This is a genomic window from Flavitalea plasmicola (assembly GCF_030546645.1).
Taxonomy (GTDB): Bacteria; Bacteroidota; Bacteroidia; order Chitinophagales; family Chitinophagaceae; genus Puia.
Window position 1 is genome coordinate 368,310 of record NZ_JAUOTO010000002.1, and the last position, 17,615, is coordinate 385,924.

The 17,615-nt window shown below is 51.9% G+C and carries 8 protein-coding genes; all 8 read right to left on the reverse strand.

The genetic code is table 11. The annotated features are described in order from the left end of the window. Nucleotides 1-29 precede the first annotated feature (29 nt). Nucleotides 30-2,117 (reverse strand): beta-galactosidase, encoded by a 2,088-nt coding sequence (locus tag Q4E93_RS06885; RefSeq protein WP_303583711.1) that lies wholly within the window; start codon nt 2,115-2,117, stop codon nt 30-32. Nucleotides 2,118-2,142: 25 nt separating this feature from the next. Next, nucleotides 2,143-3,564, reverse strand: coding sequence for a cellulase family glycosylhydrolase (locus tag Q4E93_RS06890; protein WP_303583713.1), 1,422 nt, complete (start codon nt 3,562-3,564; stop codon nt 2,143-2,145). Between the two features lie 12 nt (nt 3,565-3,576). Beyond that, nucleotides 3,577-5,142 (reverse strand): GH39 family glycosyl hydrolase, encoded by a 1,566-nt coding sequence (locus Q4E93_RS06895; RefSeq protein ID WP_303583714.1) that lies wholly within the window; start codon nt 5,140-5,142, stop codon nt 3,577-3,579. 15 nt (nt 5,143-5,157) lie between these two features. Next, nucleotides 5,158-6,387 carry a glycan-binding surface protein gene (locus Q4E93_RS06900; RefSeq protein WP_303583715.1) on the reverse strand — a complete coding sequence of 410 codons (1,230 nt, stop codon included), beginning with the start codon at nt 6,385-6,387 and terminating at the stop codon, nt 5,158-5,160. Nucleotides 6,388-6,410: 23 nt separating this feature from the next. Then, nucleotides 6,411-7,985 (reverse strand): RagB/SusD family nutrient uptake outer membrane protein, encoded by a 1,575-nt coding sequence (locus tag Q4E93_RS06905; RefSeq protein ID WP_303583716.1) that lies wholly within the window; start codon nt 7,983-7,985, stop codon nt 6,411-6,413. A gap of 26 nt (nt 7,986-8,011) precedes the next feature. Continuing rightward, a complete protein-coding gene (locus tag Q4E93_RS06910) occupies nt 8,012-11,206 on the reverse strand; it encodes a SusC/RagA family TonB-linked outer membrane protein (RefSeq protein WP_303583718.1) in 3,195 nt (1,064 codons plus the stop codon). 279 nt (nt 11,207-11,485) lie between these two features. Beyond that, nucleotides 11,486-13,336: a cellulase family glycosylhydrolase gene (locus Q4E93_RS06915; RefSeq protein ID WP_303583720.1), complete on the reverse strand. Its 1,851-nt coding sequence runs from the start codon at nt 13,334-13,336 to the stop codon at nt 11,486-11,488. Between the two features lie 142 nt (nt 13,337-13,478). Further along, complete coding sequence (locus tag Q4E93_RS06920; protein WP_303583721.1) at nt 13,479-17,582, reverse strand: hybrid sensor histidine kinase/response regulator transcription factor; 4,104 nt, start codon at nt 17,580-17,582, stop codon at nt 13,479-13,481. Between the last annotated feature and the right edge of the window lie 33 nt (nt 17,583-17,615).

Sequence of the window (17,615 nt, forward strand, 5' to 3'; positions counted from 1 at the left end):
CTATTTTTATTTCAATTCAAAAGCATCCATTATTCCCTCCAGACCAACACGCCCGCAGGCTTTACATTTTTTTCACCGATTATAATTTTCGCATCCGCCGGCACATTCATCACATACGTTGCAGAAGAATAATTCACGGCAATATAGAAGCCATCGCGCCAGTAGACATATACTCCGGGGGGATAATCTTCGGCGCCGGCCCCGGCATCTGCATAGGCATCCCGCAATAAACTTTTTTCAAGGTCCGATCCGTCGGTGTCTGCTCCGATGTAGGTTACCGTCCCTTTGCCGACCTTCCGTCGTACAACCGCGGCAGTTCCTTTATAAAACTGGTTGTCATAGGTTGCCAGTACTTCCGTGTTCTTATCCGGAACGAGCAGGTCGGCCCAGTTATTCCAGGCGTAATGGGACGATCGCATGAGTATATCTCCTTTGCCAGATGCCGGGAGCATGTCGGTCGCCTGCACGTGCGCTCCGATGAGGCCCGATATAGGCGCGGCCCATCCCGCCTCCCAAAAGTGGCCCCGGCGGTCTTTGGTGGCTGTCCGGCAGGTGATGATGAGGTGACCACCGTTGGCGGCGTAATCGGTCCATTTTTTTACCAATGGGGAATCTACCATTTCATACGCGGGAATGATCAGGAATCTATATTTTGAAAGATCGGCAGTTGGCGGGATAACATCAACCGGTGCGCCTAATTGCTTTGCAAGCTCCATGAATTTCACCGGATAATTCCAGGCATCCCATTGGTATGTCTGCTTTTGCCTGTCTATGCTCCAATAGTTTTCCAGGTCCCAGAGGACGGCAGTGGAACGGGCCGCCAACTTTTCGGGCATCTTCGAACCGGGCTTATACAGCTGCCTCAATGCTGCGACCTCTTTCATAAATTGCGTATACTCTTCTCCGCCCTGTGAAGGCGTGACACCATCTGTTTTAATCACGCCCGCATGATATTGTTCAGCGCTGTAGTTGATCTGGCGGAACCGGTAGGAGCATGCCAGTCTTCCTCCCGCTGCAAAAGTGTGGTACAGCCACATGCGCACCGTGCCAGGAAGGAGCAGCGGGTTGTAGCTGCCCCAGTTCACCGGACCGGGCTGGATCTCCATGACGCCGGACACGCCGCCCACCGACTTGAAATATTCAGAAGCAAAGAGAATGACCTTGCTATTCCCCAGCCGGAAGCCCAGATCGCCGAGATTGTCGGCGCCGCCATTGGGATAGGCCGTATAGGTAGCAAAATCCAGCTTTTCCGTGCGCCTGGGGTCGGACCCGGTGGAGACTGCGGTGTAGTTGGTGGTTACAAACTGGTCCGGGGAAATGAGCTTCCGCAAAATGCCAGCTTCAAAATCCAGGAATTCAGCCTGAGCGTCTGCGGAATACCGTTTGAAATCCATCAGCGCATGAGGGTTATTGCCCCACCAGCCGACCAGGGCGGTATTGGGGATGATGACCTGGTCGAAATCATTATACCACTGGCTCCAGAAGGCGGCGCCCCAGGCCGTATTCAAGGCGTCGATGGTTTTGTATTTGTTCTTTAACCATTGCCTGAACGCATCCTGGGAGGAAGGGCTGTAATCCGGCTTGGCATCGGGCTCGTTATCCAGCTGCCACCCCATGATGTTTTTATCCCGGCCATAGCGTTTCGCCATTTCGGCAACGATCTTTTCAACAAGCTGTCGATATAAGGGGTTGACGATGGACCCTAATCCCCGGGTACCATGCTCGCCCCGGATGTAATGTCCATCCATCAAGAACGTCTCGGGATGATCCGACCGCATCCATGCCGGCGTGGTAGCGGAGGGCGTACACATCAGCACCTTTAGGTGGTATTTCGTACAGAGGGTCATCACTTTGTCCAGCCAGGCGAAGTCGAACTTTCCTTCTACCGGTTCCATTTTAAACCAGGCGAACTCAGCCAGGTGGACAAACGAGAAACCCATATCCGCGATCCTGGCAATATCGCGTTCCCATTGGTTTTCGTTCCAATGTTCGGGATAGTAATAGATGCCTGTCGTCACCAGGTCCTTTTCGGGAAAGAAACGATCGATCTGCTGTGCGCGGGCCGTTGTTGCCAACATCACGGATGCCAATATGAGGTACAGTGCGTATTTTTTCATCTGCGACAGTGTTTTCCGGGTTTGATCAATGCGTTCCGGCCATAATAGCGTTGACGGTGCGGGCATCTTTTACGGTGTCGGCGGCCCTGTCCACCATTCCGCCTGTTTCCCAAAAAAATGGCTTCATGCCATGGGCAATCGCCTGTCTGGTGTTCCAGGTGATCCAGTAGTCCACTGCATCATTGTGGGTTACCAGGTCCTTGGGGGTGGTGCGGCGGTAAGCTCCATATTCACCCATGAGGAAAGGTATTCCTTTATCTACGAATTTCGCCTTCATATTGTCGAAATAAGTCGTTAGATAATCCTCTTCTCCCCAGGTGGGATTACGATCGGGTTCGATGGTGGAATGGTGACCGGCGCCCCAATAGTAAACCATTTTTCCCCAGGAGGCATCCGCATCCAAAATTGTAAACTGGGAAGGCGTGTAATCATGTTCTTCAAAAGCAATCCGGGCCGGCGTAGGGTCGATGGGAAAATCGGTGATCAGGTCGGACGGCGCCTGCACTATCAGCACCCTGTAAGTATTATGTCCACCTGTGGAACGCACTGCATTTACAAAAGACTGGTGGTATGACAGCAATACTTTCATCTGAGCGGCATTGGAAGGATCCGGTTCGTTGGCGCTGGCGAACATCAGGTGTTCGTCGAAATCGCGCATTTTGGTAGCTATCTGCTCCCAGAATGCTTTTTGTTTGGCGTTGACACTGTCCGCCCGGGCGCCCGTAGCCTTACAATCCAGCCAGCCGCCATCCCAGTGGATATTCAGCATTACATACATATCGTTGCTTATGCAATACTGCACCACCTCATGCACCCTGTTCAGCCAAACGGGGTCGATGTGGGCAGTGGCCTTATTGTCCACATGGAAGTCCCAGGCGCAGGGGATCCGGACGGCGTTGAAGCCCAGGCTTTTCATATACGTTACGTAGGACGCGGTGATCAGGGGAGCGCCCCACCCCGTCTCCCCTCCCGGGGCTTCCATTGTATTACCGATGTTCCATCCCACGGTGATATTGTTGGCCAGCTGTGTGGCCGTGCTGGTCATCCCGGCGGAGTCCGGCGCCAATGGCGAGACATTGTAGGATGGATAGATCGTGCTGACCTGAGAAACAGTGATGCGCCTGGCCTGGCCGTTGTCCGCGGTGATGACCACCACCCCGCTGCGCGTAGCGCCGGAGGTATTCGGATTGGACGTTAGCTTCACCGTGGCCGTGCCGCTGGCGCCTGACGACTGACTTACCTTTAACCAGGTGGAAACACGGTTGTCGATCGTCCAGGGGGAATTGCACGTGATGGTGACCGTGGAGTCGGCGCCCTGGTCAGGGAAATCAATCCTGGATGCTGAAACGTTCAATTGGGGTGTGGTGTCCGAATTCTTTTTGCATCCGAAAGAAAAGGCGACTGCCATCAGCATCGCCAGTAAGGTGTGGTGAAATCTAGTCTTCATAAGTCCTAATTTTTAAAGTTTGATGAGGTTCAGCAAAAAAACATCGTTCTCCCTGATCTCCCAGTCTTTCGAAAATGGGACACCATCCTTAATTTCCACGATCTCCTTCAGGACGGGCGCCCCATCGTTGAGGTTCTTAATCGCTTCCACCTCCTGGCTGCTGAGCTGTGCCGGCTTGCCCAGTGACAGATAGGTAGTATAGGCGTCATTGCACTTATAGCCCACCTTATACAATTCCAGCGCATACCTTCCGGCTGGCACGTTATCAACCCGGACCTTCAGCCTGCCTTTGGGTTTGGCCGGCAAGTCCTTTATATAGTAATCCTGGTTGTGAACCGAATCTCCGGGGTGCGTATTGGTGAAATCCCAGACCAGCGCCTGGATATTGCCCATGGAATCCCTGCATAGCCAGGAAGAGGAATCGCTATTCTTCAATTCCAGGTTGCCCAATTGATTCATGAACTTGTAGGCGTAGAATACGGGTTTATTGATCCCCTGGGTAGTCAACATCCCAAACCCGCCGTGAAAAGGCGTGAAACGAGGGCCCGGCTCTTCAAAAATATCCGTGAAGACCCAGTACGACATGGAATTGGCGGCTTTACCCACCTGCTTGAGCTTTTGCAACACATAGGAAGCCTCATGATAGCTGTCATGAAGGGGATCGGCAGGCGTATACGAAGAGCTCCATTCGGTGTAATGCAGTTCCAGTCCCGGCATCGGCGAATGTGCGATCTCCTTGCGGGATTGAAGCACATCTCCGCTGACGCTCATGGGATTTTTATCGAGTACCGTACCGGAATTGCCGAATTCGTCCAGGTATCCCTGCTTTACGCCGTAGGCGTGCGTGCTTATGAAGTCCAGGGGCACCTTGTTCTTATAGCAGTATTCGATCATCTCGGGCTCCCACGCGGCGCCGGCGGTACCGGGTCCCCCCACCCGATAGGCAGGGTTCACGCTCTTGATGGCTTTGGCACTGTAGGTATACAGCTTAAAGTAATCCTGTTGGGAGCCGGCCCAGAAGCCGTCCAGGTTGGGCTCATTCCAAACTTCAAAATACCAGGTCTTTACTTCGTCGGCGCCGTAACGTTCTGTAAAATGGCGGGCGAGGGCTTGCATCAACCCAGCCCATTTTTCGTAATCCCTCGGGGGCGTCACGTTGCCCCGCCACCAGAAGATGGTCTTGCTGCCGCTGGCAAGCCCTGACGGCATGAAGCCCAGCTCCACAAATGGCTTCATGCCGATGCTGTGTAAAAAATCGAATAAAACATCGATGTACATGAAATTATAAATCGGTTTTCCATTCTTATCTTCCGAATAGACTGCCATATCATCCGACAGCAGCCCGTGCATGCGGATGTATTTGAACCCGCATTCTTTTCTTACGTAGGCAAGCTGCTGCTGCCAGTCGGCCCGGAGCCCTTCATTAGCCCGGCCTGCGCCGACGCATTCATTGAACATGGTATCGAGCCGTCCCTCCATCTTTGTGAAGTCAACGTTTATCGAACGTTGCTTTTGGGCGATTGTGTTGACTGAAAAGTAAAAAACCAGGACCGCTAAGCAAATAACAATTCTTTTCATCTTATTTTATCTTTCTTATTTGATCTTTACCACCCTGAAATTATCGATGGCGACATTCAATCCCGTGGCAGCAGGGCCCGGTCCATCGTTGATGACATATGCGTTGATGCTGCCGTTGCCCGAGCTACCGACTAAAGTAGTCAGATCCGGCGCCATGATCCCCGTACCGTCCTTTCCATTAGTTGGCTTGGTAAGAAATTGCGTGAGGGGCAGCGTCACCGTCCGCCATCCGTTGGTCTTAAAGGGAGCTGTCGCGTTGTCGGAAACTTTCCATGGTTCGTACCGTGCAATGTATTTCCAATTGCCATCTTTTGCTAAAAAGATGGAAGTCCCGTTCCAGGCGCTGGGGACACTGACCTCGAATTTCAGGGCCCAGTTAGCCAGCGGGTCATTTAGATTCGCCACCGGCACCCATTGCGCACCATTGCAGTTGATGCTCCGTCCCCCGTTCCACCAGCCGCCGTCCGTATTGCTTAAAGGGCCGTTGGTGTTCAGGATCGCATAAGTGCCGTTGTTGCCGGGAAATTTGGCGCTGCTGTTATCAAGTCCCGCGCTCCACCATTGGTAAGTGAATACATTATCAAAATTGCACAGCACGCCATTGGTAAAATCCTCCACATTAAATGGCGTAGCAGTCGTTCCGGATTTGGTTGTGATAGACAGCGGTCCGCCCGTGCTGAACTGTGGCACGACAAATGCGAGAGAGGTACCATCGCTGGATACATTATAGGACCCAACGCTTGCACCGGCGAAGGTAATATCGCTGATGAGAAAGAAGTTCGCGCCGCTGATCCATACAGAATCGCCTGGGTTGGCCATTTCGTCCGAAATGTTGGTGATCGTGGCCGGCGGGACCACAATGCTGAAGCTAAGCGTGGCAGAACCGCCGGTGGTGACATATTTTATTGTATTAAGATCGCCGGCTGCCACCGAGTTGAAAGGGATCACGGTGGGGATCTGAACCACCGCGCTGGTGTCAGAAAAAAGCGTCCTATTGAAAGTCGCCGGAACGCCGTCGAACAATATCTGTACGGCATCCTTCAAATTATGCCCTTCCAGTACCACCCATTGGCCAGAAGGCGTAAGACTGGCCATGGCAGTATCATTGGGCGAGGGCGCATAATAGCGTACGCCTGTCAGCACAGGACCCGATGACCCTGTTTTTTTACAGGACGCAAACAGTAACAGGGCTGCTACGCAGGCGAGCAACAACCTTTGGCAACGGCTATATGATATATTGTACATACTAGTTGTATTTAATTTATGCATTAATAATAAGGGACCGGCGGTTGGGCCAGCTTCGGATCGACCGTTAGCTCGGATGAGGGAATTTGTATGGTAAACGAGCTGATGGTTGCAGGGACGACAGGTGAACCGCCCGTATCCGGCTTGGCAATACGGGTGGAAGGCTCATAGGTAAATGTAACCCGCTGTTGACTATTCAACATACTCACCGCTTTTTGCGGATTATAGTAAGACAGCCGTACCAGGTCCATCCAATATTGCCCTTCAAAAGCAAACTCGATCCTTCTTTCCCGAAGGAGGGTGTCAATGTCCAGCAGAGGAGCGGGGTCCACGCCGGCCCTTGTCCGCACTTTGTTGAAATACAGCAGGGCGTCGGCATCGGAGGTGGTGGCATTATTGCCTAAGATAGATTCGGCATATACCAGGTATACATCGGCCAGCCTGAGGATGGCATTGTGCTCGACAGAAGACCATATATCCATTGTCGGCGCATTGTTGTCTTTTTCGTTGCCGATGATGTGCTTTTTCATTACCGTCCCCGTCGCTGTATAGCCGCCGCCGGCAGCATTCAACTCGGGATAAAAATCCCCATTTAGCATAAAAGTGGCCAGGCGCCTTACTGAATCCTGGGATGTATAGTTCAGGTATAAGTCGTAGGTGGGCGCTAAAGGCGTCCATGCACCTGTCTTCAGCGGATTGATATCGTTGCTGGGCGAGTAGGTCAGCCAATCGTTGCCATTGCCATAACCCACCCCTGCCGTCCATTGAAGCGAAAACAGTGATTCGGGGTTATCGTTGTATTGGGCCCTGAAAAGGTTATAATAGTTGGGAAGCAACGATAATCCGCTGTTCTTACACACATTGCCGGCATATTTTTTGGCACTGTCCAGCAAGGCCTGGTCGCGCATGCCGCCGCTCTGACCCAGGCCGGCCTGCGTCAAATACACTTTACCCAGCATCCCCTGCGCCGACCAGGTAGTCGCCCGGCCCGGCACATCCGTATTGGGAAGGTTTTGAGCTGCGAATGTGAGGTCATTGGCAACGAATTTATAGACATCCGAAACGATGTTCCTGTTAACCAAGGGCTGTTTCACCAGCTTGGTATTATCTTCAATGATGGGCACATCGCCCCACAAAACAGCCAAATGATAGTAGGCTACCGCGCGAATGAACCTGGCTTCGGCTATGGCGGCATTCTTATCGGTGGCGGGAATGGACGAAGCAGCTTGCTGCTCTATGCCCAAAATAGCCGTATTACATTGCGCGATGACATTGTACAGTCCTGTCCAGCCATTGGCGACGATGCCATTCTGTCCTGTGATCGTCCTTGTATACAGCTGCACCAGGTCGCCCCAGTATCCGAAATAGGCATTGCCGCTCAATACGTCACCGAGGGGCAGCAAACCGCCGTTATGCCATTGCCACCACGGGGAACCGCCATACAGGCTTGCGGTAGCAAGCCGCAGATCGGCGGTGGTCTTGTAAAAATTATTGGAACTTATCTGTGAGCTGGAAGGACGTTCCAGAAAGCTCTTTTTGCATCCTGCCATTGCTACAGCAAATAGCAGAACGATTATTATTTTATTGATCGATCTCATAATGATGCGTTTGATGGGTGATTGCTTTATTTAGCGAAGGCGATGTTTGCGCCAATCGTATATATCCTTGGTTGCGGGTAATATCCGTTGTCCCAGCCGGCCTGAAGGGGATTCCATGAGCCGATCTCGGGATCCATGCCTGAATATTTGCTAATTATAAAAGCATTGGACACGGTGGCGAAAACGCGGAAAGACTGCAGGTGCACCCTTGACAGGACCTTTTCTGGCAATCTATACCCTACGGTGATATTCTTGCAACGCAGGAACGAACCATCTTCAATAAACAGGTTGGAGGGGCGGTTGTTGCCATTGGTATTATCGTTCCTCAATCCTGCAACGTGCGTATTGGGGTTGGAAACATATACGTTGTTGATATCGGAGGCGGAGCCGCTGGGATCCACCAGCGCTAATTTGGCATAATTCAATACCGATGCAAAATAGTTGGTATTATTCTGCGAGTTGGTTTGCGCCACGGCCAGCTCGTTGAATACCTTGTTGCCGACGCTGCCACTGAGGAAAATATTCAGGTCGAAATTCTTGTAGACAAAGGTGTTGTTGATCCCAAACTGGAATTTGGGGATCGGAGACCCCAGAAAAGTCTGGTCTTTTGTGTCGATGATACCGTCGCCATTCAGGTCTTTGAACATCCTGTCGCCGTACCAGATGCCCCCGCCTGCTGCGGAGATGGGATAAGGGTTCCCGCTTTGGTCAGCAGGCAAGGCATGCTTTTGGAAATCTGTCGGATGTGCAAATATCCCATCGAACAGGTAGCCATAGAATTCCCCAATGGGCTGGCCCACCACCGTCTTTTCGATGATATCGTTGATCACATAGGACTTCTGGCTTAAGTTGGCCTGGTTGCCGGAGCCTAAATTGAGTACTTTATTCACGTTGCGGGAAACGGTAACATCTGTTTTCCAGGTGAAATCCCTGAAATTGATGTTGGTAGAGCTGACCCTGAAGTCAAATCCTTTATTGCTGACAGCGCCGACATTGACATAGGGCGCCTGCATGCTACCCGGTGAATACCCGGTGGTCGTACCGGAGTAGATCGGGAGCGGGATCTTCAATAAAAGTCCGTCTGTTTTACGGTAGTAAGCATCCAGGTTAAAGCTTATCCGACCATTCAGGAACGTTGCATCAAGACCTGCGTTATAATAATCTGTTTTTTCCCATGATACGTTGGGGTTTGCCAGGTTGCTCTGGAACTGGGCTATGCCCGACAGGCCATTGGCTACCGTCGAAAGCTGGGTGGCGAAGGTATTACCCGGTATGCCCTGGTTGTTGGTGAGGCCATAACCAAGCCTCAGCTTCAATTCATTTATAGCTGGCAGGCTTTTCATGAAGATTTCATTGCTGATCTTCCAGGCAATTGCTCCCGACCAGGTGGTAACCCAACGGTTGTTGGCGGGAAAGTTGGAGGAGCCATCGTTCCTTACATTCCCTGTGACGAGGTATTTATCCTTCCAGGAAAAATTGATACGGCCAAAATAGGATTCCTGTGAGGAGCCCAGCCCATTATCGCCTGAATTTTTGGCCGTGGTAGCATCGCCGGCATTCAGGGCCTGTACATTGTTGGAAGGAAAATTCGAGCGACTGCCGCCGGAATTCTCGTAAGAGGACGACTGCGCTTCATGCCCTACTAATGCATTGAGGTTAAAAGTACTGAAATAATGATTGTACGTGAGGTAATTGCGTAATACCGTATAAAAGTTTTGGTTCATGGACGTGGAGCCACTGTTGGTGCCATTGACCGTTTTGCCAAAAGTATAGGTCGGCGTAAAGACATCCTGGGTACTGAAATCGAAATTACCGGACACTTCATTTCGCAGAGAGAGATCTTTGGTAATCTGTATTTCGGCATATGCGTTGCCAAAAAGCTGGTTTCTCTTTCTTTGGTTTTTGACCAGCTGTGCTATCGCGACCGGGTTGACAACGCCGGGCACCCAGCCGCTGGTGTTGGTAACGCCGCCCCAGGAACCATCGAGGTTCTGCACGGGAATGTCGGGTGTAAGATTGAGCGCGGAGCCAATGATGCTGGAGGTGGTTGTATTCACATTTTCAAAGACATGGGCCATTTGCAGGCTGGTGCCTACTTTCAGCCAGGAGGTGGTCTTATTATCCAGGTTGAGCCTTACAGAATATCTTTGAAAATCCGAGCCGAGCGCCATTCCTTTCTGCTTAAAGTAAGAGCCCGACAGGAGGTATTGGGTCCTGTTATCGCCGCCGCTGACGGTAAGGGTATGGCTCATCTCCGGGGCTTTCCGGAATAATTCTTTTTGCCAGTCGGTGCCGGGACCCAGGTATTTGGGGTTTGCAAATTCGGGCCTGACGTCGAAGCCCCAGACCTGTCCCCGGGCATTTATATAGGTGGCCAGCTGCTGGAGGTTCATGGTAGGGAGACGCTTGGGTATCTCCTGGTACCCGGCATAGCCGTCATAGGATACCTGGGGAGCGGCTACCCGGCCTCTTTTTGTTGTGATCACAACGACGCCATTGGTAGCCTGCGAGCCGTAAATGGCCGTGGCGGAAGCATCTTTCAGGACATCTATCGATTCTATTTCAGCGGGATTGATGGTGTTCAACGGATTGGAGCCGCTGCCGGGGTCGCCGACGGGGGGAATGATAATACCGTCTATTACATATAATGGCGAGTTGGTGCCACTGATCGAAGACACCCCCCTTATCTGAATGGATACACCGCCGCCGGGTTGTCCCGACACCTGCTGTACCACGACGCCGGCGACTTTTCCCTGAAGGGCCTGGTCGAAAGTCGTCGGCTGGGTTTTCATGAGCTCTGCGCCGGAGATAGAAGAAATGGAACCGGTGACGTCCGGGCGGCGCACTTTTCCATACCCGATGACAACGACGTCATTCAGCCTGCTTTTATCCTCCACTTCCATGCGGATGTTGAGCGCCTGGCGGGCACCCACTTTAACTTCGCGGGGAGAGAAGCCTATAAAGCTGATGATCAATACATCACCTTCTCCGGCGTTCAGGCTGAACAGGCCGTCTTTGTCCGTCTGGGTGCCCGTGGTGCGTCCCTTTATCATGACACTGGCGCCCTGGAGGGGTTTATCGCCCGGGCTGATCACTACTTTTCCGGTGATTTTTTTAGTGCCGGGCGGGTTTTGTGCATGGCCGCCGGCTGAGAAGAGAAGGAGATTGAGCGCTACCCAGAACAGGCAGACCGCCGCTCTTTTTAGTCTTTGCTTTTTCATATGCAATCGTCTTGGTTTTAATTTTAACGTGGCAGCTAAGGACAAAATCGTTGTGGAATTGCTATTAACCGCCCACATCGATACAAAAATAATTTTATACGTGGATGGATGGGATCATCAGCTTGCAAATGAAGGGGTTGAATTGTTCGCAGCAGGGGTATAATTCCGTTATTTTTAGGGTAAGAACGGTTTACCTTTAAAAAACATTCCGGAAGCGTTATACCCGATGGGGCATTTTCTTCCGGGAATGTTCCTATGTACCTTCCAAGGCTTATCGCGTTACTTCAATTTAACCACTTTGAACGTCTTTGTACCGGTTGTTGTGCGTACTTTAACTATATACATTCCGGGTTTCAGGGAAGCGCCCGCGGTTGTCCGGGTTGCCGCCAGCGGCTGCCCGATGACCTCTACCAGGTGGCCTGCCAGGTCGGATATCCTGATGGATCCCACTTTTGCGGGGTCGTCCACTACAATGGTAAAGGTGGATTGGAAGGGATTGGGAGATATCCTGATCGCGCCGTCCGGCGTCCCGGACGAACTATCCGTGAACGTAGCGCTCTGGCCGGTTCTCACCGTGCTCTGGGTCATTGCGGTCGTCAAACCAGTGGTGTTCAATGTCCATTGTTGGGCATCGCTATTACTGTAGCTCCATTGTCCCAGGTCCGAGCCGTTGGAATACCGATATATGCCGTCCAGGTATTGGCCCGTGGCCTTATTCCTGAGCCTGATATAGTTTCCGGCAGGCTCGATCGACCATTGCTGGTTATCGCTGCTGCTGTTGCTCCACTGGCCGACGGCATTGCCATTTGTATGGTCGCCCAGGCCGTCGAGGTATAATCCGGTGGCTTTGTTCTTTAGCTTGACATAGCTACCCACCGTCTCCATCAGCCATTTCTGGGCATCGCTGCCGCTGTTGCTCCATTGTCCGGCAGCAGCTCCATTGGTGGACCTGTACATCCCATCGATGAGCAGGCCGCTGGCATGGTTGACCAACGACACGTAGGCTGAGTTCCATCCTTGGTTCATTGCATTGACGAGATCCCGGTCCAGAACGGCGCCCGTACTACGATCGAACATTTGCCCAGGGATATCCCAGACGATGGGGATCAGTCCCTTGCTCTTCGCCGAACTTACCAGGTATCTGTAAAAATACCGGCGGGAGGCAAGGTGCAGCTGCTGGTCCGAAGGCGCCGTGAGGTTGTGCTTGATCGACGCAAATTCCCCGATGATCACCGGGATACCCTTGTCGACAAACTTGGATTTCATCAGCATAAAGTTGGAATCCAGATAAGACTCTTCTCCCCAGGTGGCATTCCGGCTGACATCGGTGGTGGAATGGTATCCTTTACCCCAGTAATAGAACATTTTCCCCCAGTTGGCGTCCTGGTCCATGAGGCAGAACTGGTAAGGCTCGTAAAAATGCACCTCGACCATCATCCTGCCTGCAATTTGATCCGTCGGCAGCGTATTCATCAGCGAATTGGTCAATCCCATATTCGTCTGCGGTCCCTGCACGATGAGCGTTCGCGAACTGTTGTTCCCGCCCGTGGCCCGGACGGCATTGACAAAGGTCTGATGATAAGATAATAACACCGACATGCCCGTCGCATCGCTGGCATTGGGCTCGTTGGCGCTGGCAAAAAGGAGGTGTTCGTTGTAGCTTTTAAAATAATTCGCGATCTGTGTCCAATAGTTATTTTGTTTGGCGTTGACGGATGACTGTGCGCTCTGTGTAACATTGTTCTCCAGCCAGCCGCCATCCCAGTGGATATTCAGGACCACATACAAGTTATCATTTATGCAATAATCCACTATCTGTTTCACACGGGCGATCCACGCAGCGTCAATAACGCCATTGCTGGTGTGGCAATCCCAGGCGCAAGGGAGCCGGATGGTGTTGAAGCCGGCAGCCTTGACGGAATCGATCAACCGCTGGGTGGTAACGGCGGCTCCCCAGGCCGTCTCGCTGCAAATGGCTTCCAGCGTATTGCCAAGGTTCCACGCAAGCTTCATCGAGCCGGCTATGGTTTGAGCCGTAGGCAGTTGGGCCCAGGCGTTGGTAGAAATAGAAAAAACCAGCACGCCGGCAAACAGGCGGACCAGGACCTTTCGGATAAGTTTGTTTTTCATATGCAATCGTTTTTTGTTAGATCCAAAAATAGCCGACGATATAAAAAAGCGGGGTAGTCCAACCTGCAAATAAAGGGGGTTAAATGTTGATCACGGGGATAAATTCCGGTATTTCAGGGGCAACAACGGTTTAGCAAGCGCATCATCCTTTTTTTCGCTTCTCGGCCTGGTAGGCGCTGGGAAGCTTGCCGTAAACTTCCTTAAAATACCTGGCGAAATACTTCGGGTTGTTGAACCCAACCATATATGCGACTTCCGCCACATTATGGCGGGTCTTTTCGAGTAATTGCGCTGCGCGCTTCATCCGGAAGCTGCGGATGAACCCGATGGGGGTGCTGCCGGTGGCGGAGAGTAACCTTTTATATAAAGTAGTCCTGCTAAGGCCCAGCTCGCGGGACCATTCATCCACTGAGAAATCCGGGTTGGCAATATTTTTCTCCAGGACCTCCGCAGCCTGGCGAATAAAGTCCTCTTCCGTCTCTTCCGGCCCTACTACTACCTCCCCTGGCTGTATATGAACCCTTTTTTTAGCCGTCTCCTCGACAGTGCCTCTGTATTCCAGCAGATTCCGGATACGCGAGACAAGGATCTCCACATTGAAAGGTTTGGAAATATAGTCATTGACACCCATTCCCAATGCGCGCAGCTGGTCCTGTTCGCTTGAAAGAGCCGTCAGCAGGATCACGGGGATATGATGTACCCTTTCGTCGCCCTTGATTTTCCTGGAAAGCTCCAAGCCATCCATCAACGGCATGTTGACATCGCTGACCACCAGGTCCGGCTGTGCGGCAAGCGTCTTCTGCCAACCATCCTTGCCATTCGCGGCTTCCAGTATGATGAATAAGGCAGAAAGATTATCCTTCAGGTAGAACCTGAAGTCGTCGTCGTCCTCCACCAGCAGGACCTTGAAACGTCTCTCTCCGTTGGCGGAAAGGGGCATTGGATTTTCCATCGGCTCCCCTGTTTTGGCAACATTCTCCCCATCTTCCCGGCCATCCGATGGCAGGAGCTCCAAAGACGATCCGGCAAGAACAGTCACCTGCAAGAGCACCGTAAAGCAGCTGCCCTTGTCGGGAGCGCTCTCTACCCGGATGGTGCCACCATGCATTTCCACAAATTCCCGGGTGATGGCGAGTCCAATACCCGTACCCTGGTTTCGTATATGACCGGGAGCATCTCCCTGGAAAAAGGATTCAAAGATCTTACTCCTGAGCTCGGGCTGGATCCCGATACCGGTATCTCTTACGTTGAGCTCCAGCAGTGCCGTTCTTTCATCCCTCTCCACTGTGGCCAGCTCTACTACTACGGAGCCGCCTGTCGAAGTGAACTTGAAGGCGTTGGACAAAAGGTTGAAGAGAATCCGCTCCACCTTATCCTTGTCGAACAGTGCCGGCAGATGATCCAGTTTTGTCTCATAGCGAAGACCGATCCCTTTTCCTTCCGCCAGGTCGGTGAAGGATTCCACGGAAGTCTTTATAAAGGCTGCCAGATCGCCCTTGCGCATGTTCAGCTTCAGCTCGTTTACTTCCATCTTTCTAAGGTCCAGCAGTTGGTTCACCAGGTGCAACAACCTTTTTGCATTCCGCTCGATCGTCATTGCCAGCTGTCTTCGCACCGGATCCTCTATACTCCGGATCAGTTTGTCCACGGGCGACAGGATCAGCGTAAGGGGCGTACGGAATTCATGGCTGAGATTGGTAAAAAATTTGATCTTCATCCTGTCCAGCTCATGGATCCGCAATGCCTCGCGGCGCTCTTCGGCCAGCGCAAACCTGGCCCTGGCCCGCCGGATGATACGGACACGCCCTGTATACAGTATGGCCGCGATGATCAGGACATACAAAACATAAGCGAAGCCTGTCTTCCAGAAAGGAGGCTTTACGATTACCTTGATGGTGAATCCTTTCTCATTCCAGATTCCGTCGCTATTGGAAGCCTTTACCTGGAATACATACTCGCCCGGATCGATATTCGTATAGGTCACTCTTCTGTTCCTGCCGTCGGTGAGCATCCAGTCCTTATCGAAACCCTTCAGCCTGTACCTGTATTGGTTCTTGCGCACGTTGATATAGCTGAGTGCGGCAAACTGCAGCGTAAAATTATTCTCGTCGTAGGAAAGAACGAGCGCACTATCCTTCAGGAGCGATGCCGGCAATGGAACGTCTTTATTATATAATTGTAAACCCGTCAGCACGACAGGCGGAACATGTTCATCCCTGCCGATGGATCCCGGCCTGAAAAGATTGAACCCATTGGGACCTCCGAAGAGCAGCGCGCCATCTCTTGTGCGTAGCGCCGCATTCGTATTGAAGTCCCGGCCCTGGAGTCCGTCGTATTCGTCAAAATTCAGGCATTTGATCCTGAAACGCCCTCCCTCTTTTGTGACGGCGATCTTCGAAAGACCTCCGGATGTGCTCACCCATAAAAAATGATCCGGGTCCTCCAGGACATTCAGGACTATATTAGATGGAAGCCCGTCCTTCACGTGGAATACCTGGAAAGAATCCTTACCCGGCGCGATGACGCTTAGCCCCTGCCTTGTCGCAGCCCACATATTCCCCTCGTGATCGCACCACAGGCCAAACACAATATTGTCGCTGAGCCGGCTGTTGTCGTTGGTAAAATACATGTACTTGCCGGTACTCCGGCTCAATACGTTGATGCCGTAGGCAGTACCGATCCACAGATTGGATGCCGAGTCCTCTGCCAGTGAAGAGATATAGTTCGAATGGATGGAATAGGGCATTGTCACATTGTTGTGATAAAATTTTCCGGCGGCCCTATCGAACCTGTCCAATCCACCCATCATGGTGCCGATCCAAAGTACGCCATCCCTGTCTTCCCTGAGGGAATAGATCCTGTCATCGGACAGGCTTGCCGGATCGGTATCCAGGTGCTTGTGATGAATGAATTTTTTACCGTCATAACAATCCAGACCTCCCTGGTAGGTGCCGATCCAAAGCTTTCCATCATGTCCGGCTGCAAGCGCGACCACGACATCGCTGGAAAGGCTGTTAGGATCTTTTTTATTATGGCTGAACCGGGTAAATGTTTTCCTGGTCCTGTCGAAATAAATAAGACCTCCCCCATCCGTGCCGATCCAGATATTTCCTTTCCCATCTTCGGCAAAGCAGTTGGCGTCATCGTACGGCAGGCTCCCCTGCTGCCCGGGCTGGCGCCTGTATAACGGGAATCGCAACATGTTTTGCTGGTAATGGCCGATGCCTTTTTTAAGCATTCCCGCCCAGATGGCACCCATATTGTCCTTGTACAGGATCACTATCGCATTCTCGGGTATGCTTCTCTCCTCGTCGGAATATTGCAGATTCCTGACGGTGAGCTTCTCCCTATCCAACAGGTCTAGTCCGCCCTGGTCGGGAGCAATCCATAACAATCCCTTGTCGTCCTCGGTAATACTGTTTATGATGTTGGCGCTTAGCCGGACATTGCCTGAGTCCTTATCAAAATGCGTGAGTTTGCTCGTGTTATGATCCAATTCCCATAGACCCCGCAGCGTGCCCGGCGCGAAAAGCCAAAGCTTATCCCTGCTGTCGATGAATAACTTATATCCGTATGGAACAGGCGCTTTTTTATCGAGGACGTCTGAATAAAAGGTTACCCTATTGCTTCCCGGGTCGATCCGCTGCAGTCTTCCCTTCCCATAAGACAGCCAGAGACCGCCGGACGAATCGAAGGCCGCATCGGCGATACCGGACGGTATTTCATAAGGATCCCGGGCCTTCGGCTGCACCGGTATGGCACCTTTGCCTGCATCGAAGCGGTAGACCCCGGAATCGCCGTAAATAAAGTAAAATTGACCTTTCCTCTCCTGAACAATGCAGGTCAGCCCAAATCGCAACAGATGACGTGCCTTCAGATAGGCGTCCGCATCCGGAACGAAATGCTCCGTGGACGGATCATAGATATTCAGGCCGCCCGTAGCCGTCGATACATACAATTTATCTTCAGGGCCCTGAAAAATACGACCCACATGATCGTCCGTCAGAGAGGAAGGATCAGCTTCATCGTGCCTGAATATCCTGAAAGAATAGCCGTCATACCTGTTCAATCCGGAATTCGTCCCAAACCAAAGATAGCCCCGGCTGTCTTTAAAGATATCGTTCACATGGTTGTTCGACAAGCCATCCCTGATGTCCAACCTTGAAAAGGGATAGTCGTTGACCTGGCAGTAGCCTATGCATTCAACCAGTAGAAAACCAATAAGAATTAAGCAGCTTTTGATCATGTCAAACAGCAATGGAATTCACCCCAAATATAC